The organism is Sedimentitalea nanhaiensis DSM 24252 (genome assembly GCF_000473225.1).
GTDB lineage: Bacteria > Pseudomonadota > Alphaproteobacteria > Rhodobacterales > Rhodobacteraceae > Sedimentitalea > Sedimentitalea nanhaiensis.
The window spans coordinates 2341529-2356693 of the sequence record NZ_KI421509.1 but is presented as its reverse complement, the minus strand read 5'-3'; the positions used below and the strand labels follow the sequence as shown (position 1 = coordinate 2356693).

Genomic DNA, 15165 nt, shown 5'->3' with positions numbered 1-15165 from the left:
GGGCGCTGCCCCCGTCTGTTCGTTATTCCCCAGTTTGATACCGGAAGCGACCTTCGGTCCGCGGCCTATCCGGGACCGCCCGGAATTCTGGATGCACTGCCGGATCATCTGCGGCTGCGTTTGGAGCGGTGCCACCGGGCGTGAATGGCGGGTTTCCTGACGTGGCGTTCCGGCGGAAAGTGGGTGGCGCAGTCCCTCGCATCCCGTACCGGTTCAGGTGTTTGAGCACGGTCACATCCGTGATCCGCAACCGGCGCGCGATATCGGCCATCCGCATGAGCGTGCCCGGCGGCGGGCGGACAACCGTGGCGACACGAGGGACGCCCGGCAGGGCGACCCAACTACCGTTTCTGGTGTCGGTTCAGGGCAATCCGTCGCCTCGGTCGCGTCATTCAGCGCGGCCAAAGCCGCTGCCAATTCCACGTCAGACAAACAAGTGTTTGCCTGGTCCGCAGCTGTCGTCGCATCCCGCACGGCCTTTCGGTTGTACGCGGCGATCCTAATTCCCTTTTTGCCGACACAGTCCCCGCGCGCGACATGCTGGATGCCGTCACATATCAAATCCCCGTCTTCGTCATAGGCCAGTGCATCTGCTGACAGATCATCGCGACCCAATAGGATCTATTTGCCTTTGCCATGATGGGGCAACGACGCGGCCCGCGTATCCGGGCCACCATAGACCCACGTATCCACCGTGATCCGCCCGTGCCGATTGACCGACACCGGCCAGTAGAATGGACTAGCCAGGTAAAGCTGCCGTGCCGTGGGATGGCGCTTGATCCGTTGGGCCATGCTGGCCTCGAACATCTGTTGATAGGACCGCCCGTTTGCGCCATGACTGCGGCGTTCCGCCGTCGGCCGATCGGAAAGCTGGACAGCGTGGAACAAGCCGCCATTTCCCAAAGACTCGACGATTTTGAGACCGTGCCGGGCAAGCCATTGATTGGCTGACGTTCGACGATTTGGAATACCCCCGACCCCAAGAATTCGCCGTGCCGCTATAACAGTCATTTTTCCAACCCGAGATCGCGGAGAATGCGCTCGACAAGTCTTGGCGCCTTGGGTCCATGCCAATGACCAGTAAGATCTGATGCCGCATTCTGACGGACCGTCCCCGGATCGCCGCAATAGGGGATAAAGGACAAACCCCTCAGGACAAGTACCGCGCGCACAGCCGTGAGAAGTTGTTCCGACGGCGTATTGTCCACAGAGATGTTCATGCAGTCGGCTTTGGTCGACATGCAGACTTTACACAGGCTGCATGATTCGGTCACGGGGGATCTGATGGGCGACCGCGACAAACCCGTGACGAACTATATCCAGAGTCTAAAGGAGTCGGTCGGTGCCGATACTGACCCGGATCTTGCGCGGCTTCTTTCCATAGACAAACGAACGGTGTCTGCTTGGCGATCTATGGGGGAGTGTGCCTCAACGTTTTCTCAAGCTGTTGAAAGGGGAAGATCCACCTGAAACTTTCATAGCCGCCTCTCAATTTACCGAACTGGACCACAGAACCTTTTTGCTCGCATTGTTCAGGCTCGCACGGGCGCAGGGAAAGGTAGCCATTGATGGAGCGTTTCGCCGGGTCCGGGACGTGTTCCATTCGGCGTTGCGCTTCCGGCCTGCTTGTTCAGGCCGCAAAGAGGGACATAAGGGAAGCCTTGAAAACGCCCTCGCGCTAGTCATGCTGGACGAGGTTGAGAACAATGAGAATGGTGCCCAGAGAGACAGGGCGATACTTCATGAAGCACCCGGCACAACGATTGATAAAGGCTGGTGCGGTTTGCGCAAATCACCGCACACCTTGCAAATTCACCCATTGAAATCATTTGATAATTTTTCGACTATCCAGATAAAGCGACTCAAGCTCCCGCAACGGTATCAAACCGGGGGATAATCCACCCATCTGACCCATTGATTTTGTGGACGCGACATTTCTGAGCGGTATCAAAGCGGATGATCGCCGTCACCGTCGCCCGGGGGCGACTCCTCCGGGGTATTTCCGGCAAGAGGAAAAGCGGGTCAGCGTTTGCCGTAGTAGAGGCCGACGACATGTTCGGCCTGGGCGAAGAACAGCCAGCGCGAGATGGCAACGCCGGTCAGGTGGGACAGCACCGCCAGCGCCGCGAAGATGTGGCTGAAGGGCAGAACAAGCAGGACGACCGGCAGGGCGATCATCAGGACCAGCGCGATCGTCCGCAGTTTCGCCGCATGTTTGCGTCCGACCACGTGGACGAATTCGCGCAGCAGGTAGTTGGTGCCGGTGTGCGGCGGCTCGAAGGCGCGCACGCTGCCGATTGCGCCCAGTCCGGTGGCGGTGGCCAGGGTGGTGCCCGATTGCGCCAGTGCGGTGTCGCCGCGCATCCAGTGGGCGATCTGGAGGGCACCCGCCAGGGCCAGCAGCCAGGTGGCGGCTGTGGTCTGTCCGGCCAGCAGCGCACCGCCTGCAATCGACAGCGACAGGAACAGCGCCGGGGTCAGGGGCGTGTGCCAGCGCGGGATGGTCGCAAGCTGGGTGTAGATCATCGAGGTGGTGAAAACGGTGGCCAGGCTGGCCGCGGCGCCAAGAATGCCGGGCAGGCTCCAGCGGGTATCGAGGAACACCAGACCGGCACCGTAGAGCGCCATCAGCAACAGGGCGGCGACGGCGCACCAGGCCTCGCGGCTGAGCCAGCTGCTGCGCCATTGGCTGAACGCCCTGGGCGCGCGTTCGGGGCGGCCAAGGTGGAAGGTCGAGGCCAGCAGCCCGCCCACCGCCAGCAGATAGGCGATGGCGAAGAAAGCGAAGGCGACCCGGCCGGTGACGGCGGGAAAGCCGAGGCCGAGCCAGATCAGCAGGCCAAAACCAAGGCCCGAGCAGGTGGTGAAGACGATGACGGAGGGGGCTGGATGCATCAGAGTTTCTCCAGCGCCTTGTCGAGCCAGCCGAGAAAGCCGCCGGGGTTTTCATCGACCGGGGCCAGCAGCGGGGCGAGTATGTCGATGCGGTCCTCGATGTTGTCCTTGGGCCGCGGCGGCAGGTATTTGTTGACCGGGCGGGTGCCCTGTTCGGGCATCAGGTCGATGCCGCCGCGTTCGGCGGTCAGGCGGGAAACGGTGCTGTCGGGATCGGCGAAATCGCCGAAATGGCGTGCGCCTGCGGGGCAGGTGCGCACACAGGCGGGCACGCGGTCTTCTTCGGGCAGGCTGTCGTTATATATGCGATCCACGCAGAGGGTGCATTTTTTCATCACACCGGCGGCCTGATCGAGCTCGCGCGCGCCATAGGGGCAGGCCCAGGCGCAGAGGCCGCAGCCGATACAGTCGCTTTCGTTGACCAGCACGATCCCATCCTCGACCCGCTTGTAGCTGGCGCCGGTGGGGCAGACGGTGACGCAGGGCGCGTTGTCGCAATGCAGGCAGGATTTTGGGAAGTGGATCAGCTGTGCCGCGCCGGTTTCGGGCTGAACCTCGTAGCTGTGGACGCGATTGAGGAAGGTTCCGGAAGGGTCGGCGCCATAGGGATCCTGATCGGACAGCGGCGCGCCGTAGTTTTCGGTGTTCCAGCCCTTGCAGCTGATCACGCAGGCGTGGCAGCCGACGCAGGTGTCCAGATCGATCACCAGGCCGAGTTTGCGGCCGCTCGAAGGGGGCAGGTCGGTCATGGGTGGGATACCTCGGTTCGGGTGGCGCGGGCGGGAGCGAGGGGCCAGCCCCTCGCGCTCCCCGGGATATTTTTGGCAAGAGAAAGGGGGAAGATCATTTTCCGACTTTCCAGCGCAGTTCGCGGGGGCCGTCGCCGACCGGCGAGCCGATGGGCGGGAAGGCGGGTTGGCTTTCGCTCGGGGCGGCGGTCTTTTGCAGTTTGACCTTGAGGTCGAACCAGGCGGCCTGGCCGGTGATGGGGTCGGAATTGGCCCAACGCAGCCCATCGCCCCTGGGCGGCAGGAGTTCGTGGATCAGATGGTTGAGCAGGAAGCCCCGGGTGGCTTCGGGGGCGGTGTCGTCCAGCGCCCAGGTGCCTTTGCGTTTGCCGATGGCATTCCAGGTCCAGACCGTGTTGTCGTTGAGCGCCGCCATTTCCATCACCGGCACGGTGATTTCGCCATGCGGAGAAGTCACCCGCGCCCAGTCGCCGTCGGCCAGCCCATGCTGGCGCATCAGTTCGGTCGGCACATAAAGCGGATTGCGCCCGTGCAGCTGCCGCAGCCAGGCGTTCTGGCTGCCCCAGCTGTGGTACATCGCCATCGGGCGCTGGGTCAGGGCGTTGATGGTAAAGCCGTCATTGCCGGTCTGGTCGGTTTCATACCAGATCGGCAGCGGATCCATGGTGGATTTCAGGCTGTCGCGCAAATGTTCGGGCGGCTGGTGCGGCCCGTGGCCTTCGGCGGCCATCTGGAACCGGCGCAGCGGTTCGGACCAGAGCGAAAACAGATAGGGTTGCGGGCTGTCGAACAGGCCGAGGTTCACCGCCCAGTCCTGATAGGCGGCGTTCCAGGGTTTGAAATATTGCGCTGCGTCGGGGATGTGGTGGATGCAGAAGCCGCCGTTTTCGATGTAGCGGTCCAGCTGATCGGGATTGGGCGCGCCGCGCCCCGTGGCTGTGCCATCGCCGCGCCAGCCCATCAGGGGGCCGATGCCCGGGCGGCGTTCATGGTTGACCATATAGTCGGCGTAATCGCGCCATTTCGCGGTGCCGTCGGATTCGACAAAGCCGGGCAATCCGATGCGGTTGGCCAGCTGCACCAGCACCGACTGAAATCCGCGCACGTCGCGGTCGGGTTCGACAACCGGCCAGCGGATGGCGTCGGCGGCGGCATCGGCCTCGCAGATCGGGCGGTCGAGCAGCGAGATGCAGTCGTGGCGTTCCAGATAGGTGGTGTCGGGCAGGATCAGGTCGGCATAGCCGACCATTTCGCTGGCATAGGCGTCGGAATAGATGATGCGCGGGATGACATAGCCGCCATCGTCGTTGCGCGCGGTCAGCATGTCGATGACGCCCGGGGTGTTCATCGACGAATTCCAAGCCATATTCGCCATGTACATCATCAGCGTGTCGATGCGGTAGGGGTCGCCGGCATGGGCGTTGGAGATCACCATATGCATGAGGCCATGGGCCGAGAGCGGATTTTCCCAGGTGAACGCCTTGTCGATGCGTTTGGGGGTGCCGTTGTCGTGCAGCAGCAGGTCTTCGGGGCCGCGCGGAAAGCCCAGGTGCGGGCCGTCCAGCGGGCGACCGGGGCGGCCCTGGCCATGTGGCGTCGGATGGGCTTCGACCGGTTTGGGATAGGGCGGTTTGAAGCGGAAGCCGCCGGGCGCTTCGACGGTGCCCAGCAGGATCTGCAACAGGTGGATGGCGCGGCAGGTCTGGAATCCGTTGGCATGGGCCGACACGCCGCGCATGGCATGCATGGCGACGGGGCGGCCGGTCATGGTGGCATGGGTGTCGCCGCGAAAATCGGTCCAGGGCTGGTCGATCTCAAACGACTCTTCGAACGCCGCATGGGCCAGTTCGGCGGCCAGCGCACGGATGCGCCTGGCGGATATGCCGGTGCGTTCGGCCACCGCCTCGGGGGCGTGGTCGGTGGACAGATAGCGTTCGGACAGGTGTTGGAACACGGTGCGGCAGGGGGTGCCGTCGATGTCCAGTGTGGCGGCCAGATCGGGGCGGATGCCCTTGGTGTCGAACGGCTTCAGGAGGCCGTCGCCGCGGTCGACCACCAGCAGCTTGTCGTCGGTGTCGCGGTGCAGCAGCCCGTCCGGGCGCACGATGCCCGGCGCATTGGTCCAGCGCGACAGATAGTCCAGATCGACGCGCCCGGCCTTGAGCAGGCAGTGGATCAGCGCCAGCACCAGCAGCCCGTCGGTGCCCGGCGTGATGCCGATCCAGTCGTCGGCCACGGCGTTATAGCCGGTGCGGATCGGGTTGACGCCAACCACCCGCGCGCCGCGTTCCTTGAGCCGGCCCAGCCCCATCTTGATCGGGTTGCTGTCATGGTCTTCGGCGACGCCGAACAGCAGGAACAGTTTGGTACGCTCCCAATCAGGCTGGCCGAATTCCCAGAACGCCCCGCCCATGGTATAGATGCCCGCCGTGGCCATGTTGACCGAGCAGAATCCGCCATGCGCGGCGTAATTCGGGGTGCCGAAATGCTGCGCCCAGTAGCTGGTGAAGGACTGGCTCTGGTCGCGCCCGGTGAAAAACGCCAGCTTGTGCGGCGCGGTTTCATGCAGCGGGGCCAGCCAGCCGACGGCGGTGGAAATCGCTTCGTCCCAGGAGATTTCGCGGTATTCGCCCGAGCCGCGCGGCCCGACCCGTTTCAGCGGTTTGCGCAGGCGCGAGGGGGCGTTGTGTTGCATGATGCCGGCGCTGCCCTTGGCACAGAGCACGCCCTTGTTGACCGGGTGATCGCGGTTGCCTTCGATATAGGCGACTTTGGGTTCTTCGTCCGGGCCCGTCTTCATGTGGACGTTGATGCCGCACCGGCAGGCGCACATATAGCAGGTGGTGCGGCGAATTTCGTCGGACACCTTGGGCGATGTGTCGAGCGCTGGCTGGTGTTTTGTCATCCGGGCCTCTTTCCTGTCCGGGGCAGGCTAGGCGCGTGGGGCGGTGCGGTAAAGTCTTTCCATACCTGCGGGTGCATTGGGGCGCGGGTTTGAAAACGTCCGGCTCGGGTAAACATTTGTCGGTCAGGCCGGACGGTTCGACATTGGCACATAGGCGCGCGGTGCGGGTCCGTCATACAGCGTCAGGGGGCGGATCAGGATATTGCCGCGCTGCTGCTCGATGCACTGGATGATCCAGCCGGGCATGCGCCCGATGGCAAAGATCGGCACATAGAGATCCATCGGGATGCCATGCAGCTGATAGATCACGCCGGAATAGAAATCGACATTCACGTTCAGCCCGTGGCGGGCATAGGGTTTCATCGCCTCGACCACGGCCTGCAGGATTTCATACCATTCGGGTGCGCCCATTTCCTGACCCAGCTGGCGCACGCCGTCGCGCATGTGCCGCGCGCGGGGATCTTCGCGGCGATAGACCCGGTGGCCAAAACCGGTGACGGGTTCGCGGGCCGCGCGTTTGGCTTTGACATAGGCGGCGGCCTTGTCGGCGGTGCCGATCTCTTGCACCATTTTCATCACGTCCTCGGCGGCCCCGCCGTGGGCGGGACCGGCCAGCGTGGACAGGGCGGTGACGATGGCACCGTGCAGGTTGGCTTGGGTGCCGATGGTGACGCGGGCGGCAAAGCTGCTGGCGTTGGCGCCATGTTCCGCGTGCAGGATGAAATCGACATCGGCCAGGCGGGCGGCATCGGCGCTGGGTTTCTCGCCCTTGAGCATCCACAGCCAGTTGGCGGCATGGCCCAGATCCGGATCCGGCGCGACCGGGGTGCGGCCGCCCCGGAGCGCGTCATGGGCGGTGACAATCATCGGCACCTGGCTGATCAGGCGAATGCCATTGGCGATGAACGCGTCCTCTCCGAGCTGCTGGCTTGCGGGTTCCAGCGCCGCCAGCGCCGAGGTGGCGGTGCGCAATACATCCATCGGGTGGCCATTTTTGCAGGCGGCGACGATATCGAGAATTTCCGGCGGCAGGGTGCGGGCGGCCCTGAGCCGGGCATCGAAACCGGCCAGGGCGTCGGCGCTGGGCAGCTCGCCGAAAATCAGCAGGTAACACACCTCTTCAAAGGTGGATTGGGTGGCGAGATCGTGGATCGAATAGCCGCGATAGGTCAGCGCGCCGGCGCCGCCGTCGATGTCGCTGACGGCGGAGCGTTCGAAATACACGCCCTTGAGGCCCCGGTTGATCTTGACGTTATCGGTCATCGCTGTCTCCTTCGGAGAAAAGAGGAAAATGAGATGTCTGCACTGGACCGGGCCCTGGACCTGGCAAGAGAGCGGAATGCGCGCGTGGTGTTTCCCGAGATGGAAGATGCGCGCATCGCCCGGGCGGCGGTCCGGTTGCGCGACATGGGTCTGGGCAGACCGGTGCCGGTGGCGGATGCGGATGCGGATATGGTTGCCGCGCTGGTCGAGGCGCGCGGGATGAAAGAGGCGCTGGCCCGGCGGATGCTGTCGCGGCCCTTGTACCGCGCTGCGGCCATGGTGGCGGCGGGGCAGGCCGATGCGATGGTTGCGGGCGTCGTTGCCCCGACCAAAAAGGTGATCGAGGCCGCCAGTATCGCCATCGGTCTGGACGATGGGGTGGCGTTGCCGTCGTCGTTCTTTCTGATGCGGTTCCCGGACGGGCGCGAGCTGATATTTGCGGATTGCGGGCTGAACGTATCGCCGGATGCCGATGCATTGGCGTCGATCGCGCGGGCCTCGGAGCGGTCGGGCCGGATGCTTTTGGGCGCGGCGCGGGTTGCGTTTCTGTCGTTTTCAACCGGCAGTTCCGGCAGCGGCGGCCGCGTGGACAAGGTGCGTGCCGCAGCCCGGGCAACCGGGTTTGACGGCCCGTTGCAGGGGGATGCGGCGTTGAACCCGGCGGTTGCGGCGAAAAAAGGGCTGGGGCGGGGCGATGCCAATGTGCTGATTTTTCCCGATCTGGATTCCGGTAACATCGCGTACAAGCTGTGCCAGGAGCTGGCCGGTGCGCAGGCGCTGGGGCCGATCCTGCAGGGGTTTCGCCGACCGGTCTGCGACCTGAGCCGTGGGGCGACGGTGGACGATATCGTTGCCGCCACGGCGGTTACGGTGGCCCTGGCATAGGGCGGATGCCCGGAAAGCCATGTATTTTCCGGGCCGGGGGGCATGTCAGCCGGCCTGCCGCGGGTTCATGCGGGCGGGGGTGATTGCGGCGACTTCGACCGGCCTTTTCATCGCATCCCGGCGGAAGGGTTGGCCCAGTTCCTGATTGACCATCGCTTCGATCGGGGTCTTGCGGCCGGCGCGGTCCAGCGTCTCTTGTCCGGCTGCGGAAGGTTCGAATTCGACGATTTCGGGCAGGTCGATGTCGATTGCCTGGGTCCGGCAGAAGCGCGGGATGTCGATCTGCGCCGGGGCGCTGACGCGGGTATATCCATCGGCCATCGTCCCGCCCGATCCTTCGTGGGCGCAATCCCAGAAGGTGATGCCTGTCTTGGGGGAAATGTCGGAAATCGGCATGAAGGCCGATCCGGTGATGCCAAAGGCCCGTTCGATCCCGTGCATTTGCCGAGGTTTCACAACGGCTTGTTCGGCGGTCATTTGCATCTGTTGATCTCTCCTGAGACGCGAAAAGCGGCACAAATGTCGTTTTGATCTGACGTGGTTCTAGGCCTGCGCGCGAGTGGCGGTTAGGTCCAGATGTGGTGCCCGGCTAGGGCCAGTTTGGGTGTTGCGGCGCAAGCCTTTTGGCGATTTGCCGGATTCCGGGGGCAATGCGGGCGGTGGGGATCGAGGAATAGCCAAGCCGGTAGAAATGCGCCGGGCGGTCGGGACCGGCAAAGAATGGCGCGCCGGGTTCGATCAGAACGTCATCGTCGCGCAGTGCCTTTGCCAGCCGGGTGGTATCGGTTCCGTCCGGCGCGCGCATCCACAGCGACGAGCCGCCATAGACACCGCGCCCGGCGATGGTCAGCCCGGTGTCGGCCACCGCCTGCTCCAGGGCCTCGCGCCGGGTGTGCAGGGCGTCGGACATGCGGCGGATCTGGGTGTCATAATGGCCAAGGGACAGGAAATAGGCTGCGGTGCGTTGCAGATGTCCCGGTGGATGGCGCAGTACGCTGGCACGCAGGGCGCGGGCCTGCCGGATAAAGGGTTCGGACCCGACCATGTAGCCCAGCCGCAAGCCCGGAAACAGCGACTTGGAAAAGCTGCCGACATAGATTACCCGGCCATCGCGATCCAGCGATTTCAGCGCCGGCGACGGCGCGGCCAGAAAGGCCAGTTCGAATTCGTAATCGTCCTCGACGATCAGCGCATCCAGCACGCGGGCCCGGTCCAGCAATGCGTGGCGGCGTGTCAGCGGCATGGTGGCGGTGGTCGGAGACTGGTGGCTGGGGGTGGTAAAGATCACGTCGGTTTCCGGCGGCAAGGCGTCGGGCGGCAGCCCGTCCGCATCCACGCGCAGGGCCTTTAGTCGGCAGCGGGCGGGGACCAGCAGATCGCGCAGGGCATAGTAACAGGGGTCTTCGACAACCGCGGTGCGGCCAGTGTCCAACAGCAGTTGCGCCGCCATCCACAGGGCGTTCTGCGCCCCCATGGTGATCAGGATTTCCTCGGGCCGGGCCGTGATGCCGCGCCGGGGCAGGGTGTGACGGGCGATGAATTCGACCAGCAGCGGATCGTCCTGATCGAAATAGTCGCTGGTCAGCGAGGCGATGTCCTTTTGTCCCAGCGCACGCAGGGCGCAGAGCCGCCAGTTGGCGTGATCGAACAGCGTCGGGTCGGTCTGACCGTAGATGAACGGATAGCGATAGCGCTGCCAGTCCCGTGGCTTTTGCGGCGTGTCGCCCCCGGTGTGGCGATGGCGGATGGCGCGGTCCCAGTCGACCCGGTCGTGTGGTCGCGGCGGCGGTGTGTAGACCGGCGGCACCGGGGCATTGTCGGAGACATAATACCCGGAACGCCCGCGCGAGGTCAGATAGTCGTTGGACAACAGTTCGGTATAGGCCAGCGTCACGGTGATGCGGCTGACGCCGAGATGGCTGGCCAGCTTGCGTGAAGAGGGCAGTTTTTCGCCGTGGTGAAACCGGCCCGACAGGATGCCCTCGGCGACCATTTGCTGGATTTGCGCCTGAAGCGAGCCCAGACTGTCGGGTTTCAGAAAGAAGGTATCGACGGAAATGGCCATGACGCAGAATATACTGGACTTAAGGTGGGTGCAATCTGGACTTAAAGGATTTCTGCCTCATGTTGGATCGCGATTTGCCGCTTCACGCCCTTGGCCTGAACGCGATTGACGATCCGGCATGGTTCTGCAAAAGCCGACACCGGCTAGGGGATCAGCCGCCGGTCTTTTTCCAGATGTTGCGGGCCGGATCCAGACAGTCCATGTTGGCGAACCGCGCCAGGTCCTCGGGCAGCACCGCGATCAGATAGGCAGAGGGGCGCAGCGTGGCGACAAGGTGCGTTTCATAGGCCGCCATCTTGTCCGGGTCGTGAAAGGGGCGGAAGGAATAGACCACATCGTGCCCGCCAAAGTCATAGGTCATGGCGTCGGCGACGCTCAGATTGTCCTGCAGGCCGAACAGGGTGCGCCCGGTTTCGACCTGTGCCGCGTTGATGTCGAAACCGGCCATGGTGTCGATGTCCAGCACACCGCAGTCGCGCAACAGCATCAGGGTGCGCCCGGTGCCGCAGCCAACGTCGAGAAAGGACACCGGGCGGTGCCGCCGGTCAGGGTGATCATAGTCCTGGTCCAGCGCCAGCAGGCGCTCCAGCGCGATCAGGCTGTCAAGGAACCGGGCCGGGTCGATCTGGATATAGCCATAGGACCCGTCATGGCCCGGCAGGCTTTGGCGTTCTTCGGCGCTGGGCAGGGCAGCATGGTCGCCGAATCCCCTATCCATCAACGCGCCAAGGGTTCTGGCCAGTGCCGCCTTGCAGCGTTCGGCATCGGCAAGGGCGGATTGGGCCGATTCCAGCGAATGATCGTGCCGGGCGTGAAAGGCGCTGTGGCGCTGGGCGGCCCGGTGATAGGCCTTGCGCGCGCCGGCATAGCCTTTGCGCGCGCGCTCCAGCGCTTTGCGCAGAACTTCGCTGCGGGCATTCAGTGACCGCAGGTTGGCCCCCAGATTTGCGGTCGGGGATTTGGCCGTGTTCATCAGCAGGGTTTCGATCCGGCCAGAGACCTGATCGAACTTGCGTTGCAGATCGTCGACTTCGATCATGGCCTCGTCCAGCGTGGCAAGCGCGATGTGAAACTCATCCGTGGCGCGTTCCATGCGGGTCGGTTGGTTGTCCAAGACAGCCTCCTTTGATCGGCAGTGCGGCATTGGTTCATTCTGCACAGGTTGCCCCGTGGGCAAAGACATTTTGGCGGTCGGGCTTGACGGCGCCTTTTATTCGATATAACTAGTTTAGTAGTTTTTATGGAGATTGGCGATGTGGGAAACAACCGCACAGGGATTTGCCGCCATGGGGTCAGAGGCTCGTTTGCTGGTTCTGAAAACACTGGTGCGTGCCGGTGAGGCCGGTCTGACCGTAGGTGAGATACAGGAGCGCACCGGGATCGCGCCTTCGACCCTGGCGCATCATCTGAAATTTCTGGCCGCCGGGGGGCTGATCGTGCAGCACAAGGCCGGGCGCAGCGTCATCAACCGCGCCGATTTCGATCGGCTGCGGGTTCTGGCGGATTTCATTCTGGACCAATGTTGTGCGGATGCGCCTGCAAAGGCGGCAAACGATGGCTGAGCTTTCACAGAGGCCGGCAAGCCCGGTGTCGCGCGGTTTGAAATTTCTGAAAACGCCCTGGGCGGTGATCGCCGGGGTGTTTGTCGGGGTTGCGATCCTGGATCCGGGCAATGTGCTGGCGACGGCGCAATTTGCGGTGCGGGCGTTGGCGCATACCGCGCCCTATATCCTGTTTGCGGTGCTGCTGCTGTCCTATCTCAAGGCGACCGGAGCCGAGACGATGGTGGCGCGGGCCTTTCACGGGCGTGAAACCCGGATGATTTTTCTGGCTGCGCTGTTTGGCGGATTGGCACCGTTCTGTTCCTGCGAGGTGATCCCGTTCATTGCCGGTCTGCTGGCGCTGGGCGCACCTTTGTCGGCGGTGATGGCGTTCTGGCTGTCGTCGCCGTTGATCGACCCGCCGACCTTGCTGATCACGGCCGGGGCGCTGGGCTGGCCGTTTGCCATCGCCAAGGCGGTCGCGGCGGTGGCATTGGGACTGTTTGGCGGTTTTGCCATCAAAGCGTTGATGGCAAAGGGCGCATTTGCCAGCCCGTTGCGGGCCTATCGGCGCAGCGGATGTTGCGGCAGCGGTCCCAGGCTGGACGGCAAGCCGCAATGGCGGTTCTGGACCGAAGCGCCGCGCCGGACACAGTTCAAGGCCGAATTCGGCCATAACGCGCTGTTCCTGTTCAAATGGCTGGCGCTGGCCTACACGCTCGAAGCGGTGTTGGTGCGTTATGTTCCCGCCGCCCTGATCGCCGGTATCGTGGGTGGCGATGGGATTGTTCCGATTGCCACCGCCGCGCTGATCGGGATGCCGGCCTATCTGAACGGCTATGTCGCGCCGCCGCTGTTGGCGGGGCTGATCGATCAGGGCATGAGCGTGGGCGCTGCGATGGCGTTCATGATCGCGGGGTCGGTCAGCTCGATTCCGGCCATGGCGGCGGTCTGGTCGCTGGTTAAACCGCGTGTCTTTGCCGTGTATCTGGGGTTGGGCGTGACCGGCGCGATCCTGTCCGGACTCGTTTACCAGTCGATCTGACCTGGGTCCAAAACAAAAGCGGCCCCGGTGTTTGACGGGGCCGCTTGCGCGTGTTGCGGTCGCTTTTCGTGTTAGCCGAACACCTTGCCCAGCGCGGTATCGACCGCGTCGGTGATCTGGTCGATGTCGTCGGTGGTGGCGATCAGCGCGGGCGAGAAGCACAGCACGTTGTTCTTTCCGGGCACCGAGCGGTTGGACATGCCGATGATGACGCCCTGCGCGCCGCATTCGGCGGCGACCTGGGCCATCTGTTTTTCGCTGACAGGATCCTTGGTGCTGCGGTCGGCGACCAGTTCGGCCCCCAGGAACAGGCCCTTGCCGCGCACGTCGCCAACGACTTTGTGCTTGTCCATCAGCGCCTGAAGATTGTCGAGCATGCGTGCGCCCATGTTGGTGCAGTTGTCCAGCAGGTTCTCGTCTTCGATGATGCGCATGTTTTCCAGCGCCGCGGCGGGACCGGCGGTGCAACCGCCAAAGGTCGAGATGTCGCGGAAGTAGTTCATCGGATCGCTGGCGTCGTCCTTGAACATGTCAAACACCGCCTCGGTGGTGACGCAGCAGGCGATGGCCGCATAGCCCGAGGCGACGCCCTTGGCCATGGTCACCATATCCGGCTGGATGCCGTATTGCTGATAGCCGAACCAGGTGCCGGTGCGCCCGACGCCGCAGACCACCTCGTCTATATGCAGCAGGATGTCGTATTTCTGGCAGATCTCCTGCACCCGCTCCCAATAGCCGGGCGGCGGGGTGATGACGCCGCCGCCGGCGGTCACAGGTTCCAGGCACAACGCGCCAACGGTGTCGGCGCCTTCGCGCAGGATCACCTCTTCGATCAGGTTTGCCGAAGCGACGCCGTATTCTTCGCTGCTGAGATGGTCCAGGCCCTGTTCATGGGCGCGGTATTGCATGCAATGGGGTACGCGTACGAAACCGGGGGCCAGCGGGCCGTACTGCATCACGCGTTCGTCCTGGCCGCCCGCCGACATGGTGGCCAGCGTGCCGCCGTGATAGTCGCGGTCGCGATACAGGATCTTGTGTTTCTTGCCGCCGTATTTCTTGTGGGCGATCTGGCGGACCATCTTGAACGCCTTCTCGTTCGCCTCGGAGCCCGAGTTGGTGTAGTAGACGCGGCTCATGCCGGGCATCTTGTCGATCAGCTTTTCGGCGTAGAGCGAACCGGGGATCGAGCCGGCGCTTTGGGCGAAATAGCACAGTTTCATCAGCTGGTCGTACACCGCCTTGGCGATGGTTTCGCGGCCATAGCCGACGTTGACGGTCCAGACGCCGCCGGACACCGCATCCAGATACTCTTTGCCGTTCTGGTCCCACACCCGCATCCCCTTGCCTTCCAGGATGATGCGCGGGTCGTTGGTTTCGAACTGCTTGTGCTGGATCAGGTGGTGCCAGACATGGGCCTTGTCGGCCTCGACCACGCGGGAAATATCGTTTTCGTTGAACGTGCCGTCCATGACAGCTCCTTTCCGGAATTGAGGGTCGGACATGACGGTGGAGGCAGGTGCCGCCAGAGTCGTCTGCCCCATGTTGAGCGTGAAAAGGCTGCAAGTCTTAGGTCCAGATGGATTTGTGAAATAAGTCCAAAATTATGGTTGGCCAGCGGCCATTTGCGGGGATGTGACATACTGCGTTGAAAATGAAAAATAAAAGTTGAATTTGCGATCCGTCAGCCGGGTGCGGTGGGCAAGCAATCAAACGACGGATCACATAAAATCATTGATCGAACCGGGGATTCGCGGTCGGATCAAGGGCAATTCGGTCAAGACCTGGCCGGAGCCAGAGGCGGATCACCGCCCGACGTT

General features: G+C 63.5%; 12 protein-coding genes and 1 pseudogene. 4 read left to right on the top strand and 9 right to left on the bottom strand.

Going from position 1 to position 15165, the window contains the following annotated elements:
* Positions 1-621 precede the first annotated feature (621 nt).
* Positions 622-888 carry a hypothetical protein gene (locus NANH_RS28585; protein ID WP_139236283.1) on the bottom strand — a complete coding sequence of 89 codons (267 nt, stop codon included), beginning with the start codon at positions 886-888 and terminating at the stop codon, positions 622-624.
* Between the two features lie 535 nt (positions 889-1423).
* Between NANH_RS28585 and NANH_RS26220 the strand changes: the two genes are divergently transcribed.
* Positions 1424-1897 carry a hypothetical protein gene (locus NANH_RS26220; protein ID WP_036049841.1) on the top strand — a complete coding sequence of 158 codons (474 nt, stop codon included), beginning with the start codon at positions 1424-1426 and terminating at the stop codon, positions 1895-1897.
* Positions 1898-2022: 125 nt separating this feature from the next.
* On the opposite strand, the gene NANH_RS0113365 is transcribed toward NANH_RS26220, so the two are convergent.
* From NANH_RS0113365 to NANH_RS0113350, 4 genes are all read right to left on the bottom strand, one after another.
* A complete protein-coding gene (locus tag NANH_RS0113365) occupies positions 2023-2895 on the bottom strand; it encodes a dimethyl sulfoxide reductase anchor subunit family protein (protein ID WP_027262487.1) in 873 nt (290 codons plus the stop codon).
* Positions 2895-3644, bottom strand: a complete 750-nt coding sequence (locus NANH_RS0113360; RefSeq protein WP_027262486.1) for a 4Fe-4S dicluster domain-containing protein — start codon at positions 3642-3644, stop codon at positions 2895-2897. The genes NANH_RS0113365 and NANH_RS0113360 overlap by 1 nt, the downstream gene beginning before the upstream one ends.
* A gap of 94 nt (positions 3645-3738) precedes the next feature.
* Complete coding sequence (locus tag NANH_RS0113355) at positions 3739-6549, bottom strand: molybdopterin oxidoreductase family protein (protein WP_027262485.1); 2811 nt, start codon at positions 6547-6549, stop codon at positions 3739-3741.
* A 123-nt stretch (positions 6550-6672) separates the two neighbouring features.
* On the bottom strand, positions 6673-7812 hold the full coding sequence (locus NANH_RS0113350) for a citrate/2-methylcitrate synthase (protein WP_027262484.1): 1140 nt from the start codon (positions 7810-7812) through the stop codon (positions 6673-6675).
* Between the two features lie 33 nt (positions 7813-7845).
* Between NANH_RS0113350 and NANH_RS0113345 the strand changes: the two genes are divergently transcribed.
* On the top strand, positions 7846-8697 hold the full coding sequence (locus NANH_RS0113345; protein WP_027262483.1) for a phosphate acyltransferase: 852 nt from the start codon (positions 7846-7848) through the stop codon (positions 8695-8697).
* Between the two features lie 294 nt (positions 8698-8991).
* On the opposite strand, the pseudogene NANH_RS29895 reads toward NANH_RS0113345, so the two are convergent.
* From NANH_RS29895 to NANH_RS0113330, 3 genes and pseudogenes are all read right to left on the bottom strand, one after another.
* A pseudogene (locus NANH_RS29895) lies at positions 8992-9180 on the bottom strand (thiamine pyrophosphate-binding protein); the annotation flags it as partial.
* Positions 9181-9286: 106 nt separating this feature from the next.
* Positions 9287-10762 (bottom strand): MocR-like pyridoxine biosynthesis transcription factor PdxR, encoded by a 1476-nt coding sequence (pdxR, locus tag NANH_RS0113335; RefSeq protein WP_027262481.1) that lies wholly within the window; start codon positions 10760-10762, stop codon positions 9287-9289.
* Positions 10763-10913: 151 nt separating this feature from the next.
* The gene (locus NANH_RS0113330) at positions 10914-11876 is read right to left on the bottom strand and encodes a class I SAM-dependent methyltransferase (protein ID WP_161631370.1); all 963 of its coding nucleotides are present in this window, start codon (positions 11874-11876) and stop codon (positions 10914-10916) included.
* Positions 11877-12015: 139 nt separating this feature from the next.
* Here NANH_RS0113330 and NANH_RS0113325 point away from each other — a divergent pair, with 139 nt between their 5' ends.
* Both NANH_RS0113325 and NANH_RS0113320 read left to right on the top strand, forming a co-directional pair.
* A complete protein-coding gene (locus tag NANH_RS0113325) occupies positions 12016-12324 on the top strand; it encodes an ArsR/SmtB family transcription factor (RefSeq protein ID WP_027262479.1) in 309 nt (102 codons plus the stop codon).
* Positions 12317-13348 carry a permease gene (locus NANH_RS0113320; protein ID WP_027262478.1) on the top strand — a complete coding sequence of 344 codons (1032 nt, stop codon included), beginning with the start codon at positions 12317-12319 and terminating at the stop codon, positions 13346-13348. Before NANH_RS0113325 ends, NANH_RS0113320 begins: the two co-directional genes overlap by 8 nt.
* Positions 13349-13419: 71 nt before the next feature.
* On the opposite strand, the gene NANH_RS0113315 is transcribed toward NANH_RS0113320, so the two are convergent.
* On the bottom strand, positions 13420-14817 hold the full coding sequence (locus NANH_RS0113315; protein ID WP_027262477.1) for an aminotransferase family protein: 1398 nt from the start codon (positions 14815-14817) through the stop codon (positions 13420-13422).
* Positions 14818-15165 lie beyond the last annotated feature (348 nt).

Bases quoted from the DNA above. Each gene is read 5' to 3' on its own strand.
- NANH_RS0113365 (WP_027262487.1), bottom strand. From the start codon at position 2,895: ATGCATCCAGCCCCCTCCGTCATCGTCTTCACCACCTGCTCGGGCCTT.
- NANH_RS0113360 (WP_027262486.1), bottom strand. From the start codon at position 3,644: ATGACCGACCTGCCCCCTTCGAGCGGCCGCAAACTCGGCCTGGTGATC.
- NANH_RS0113355 (WP_027262485.1), bottom strand. From the start codon at position 6,549: ATGACAAAACACCAGCCAGCGCTCGACACATCGCCCAAGGTGTCCGAC.
- NANH_RS0113350 (WP_027262484.1), bottom strand. From the start codon at position 7,812: ATGACCGATAACGTCAAGATCAACCGGGGCCTCAAGGGCGTGTATTTC.
- NANH_RS0113345 (WP_027262483.1), top strand. From the start codon at position 7,846: ATGTCTGCACTGGACCGGGCCCTGGACCTGGCAAGAGAGCGGAATGCG.
- pdxR (WP_027262481.1), bottom strand. From the start codon at position 10,762: ATGGCCATTTCCGTCGATACCTTCTTTCTGAAACCCGACAGTCTGGGC.
- NANH_RS0113325 (WP_027262479.1), top strand. From the start codon at position 12,016: ATGTGGGAAACAACCGCACAGGGATTTGCCGCCATGGGGTCAGAGGCT.
- NANH_RS0113320 (WP_027262478.1), top strand. From the start codon at position 12,317: ATGGCTGAGCTTTCACAGAGGCCGGCAAGCCCGGTGTCGCGCGGTTTG.
- NANH_RS0113315 (WP_027262477.1), bottom strand. From the start codon at position 14,817: ATGGACGGCACGTTCAACGAAAACGATATTTCCCGCGTGGTCGAGGCC.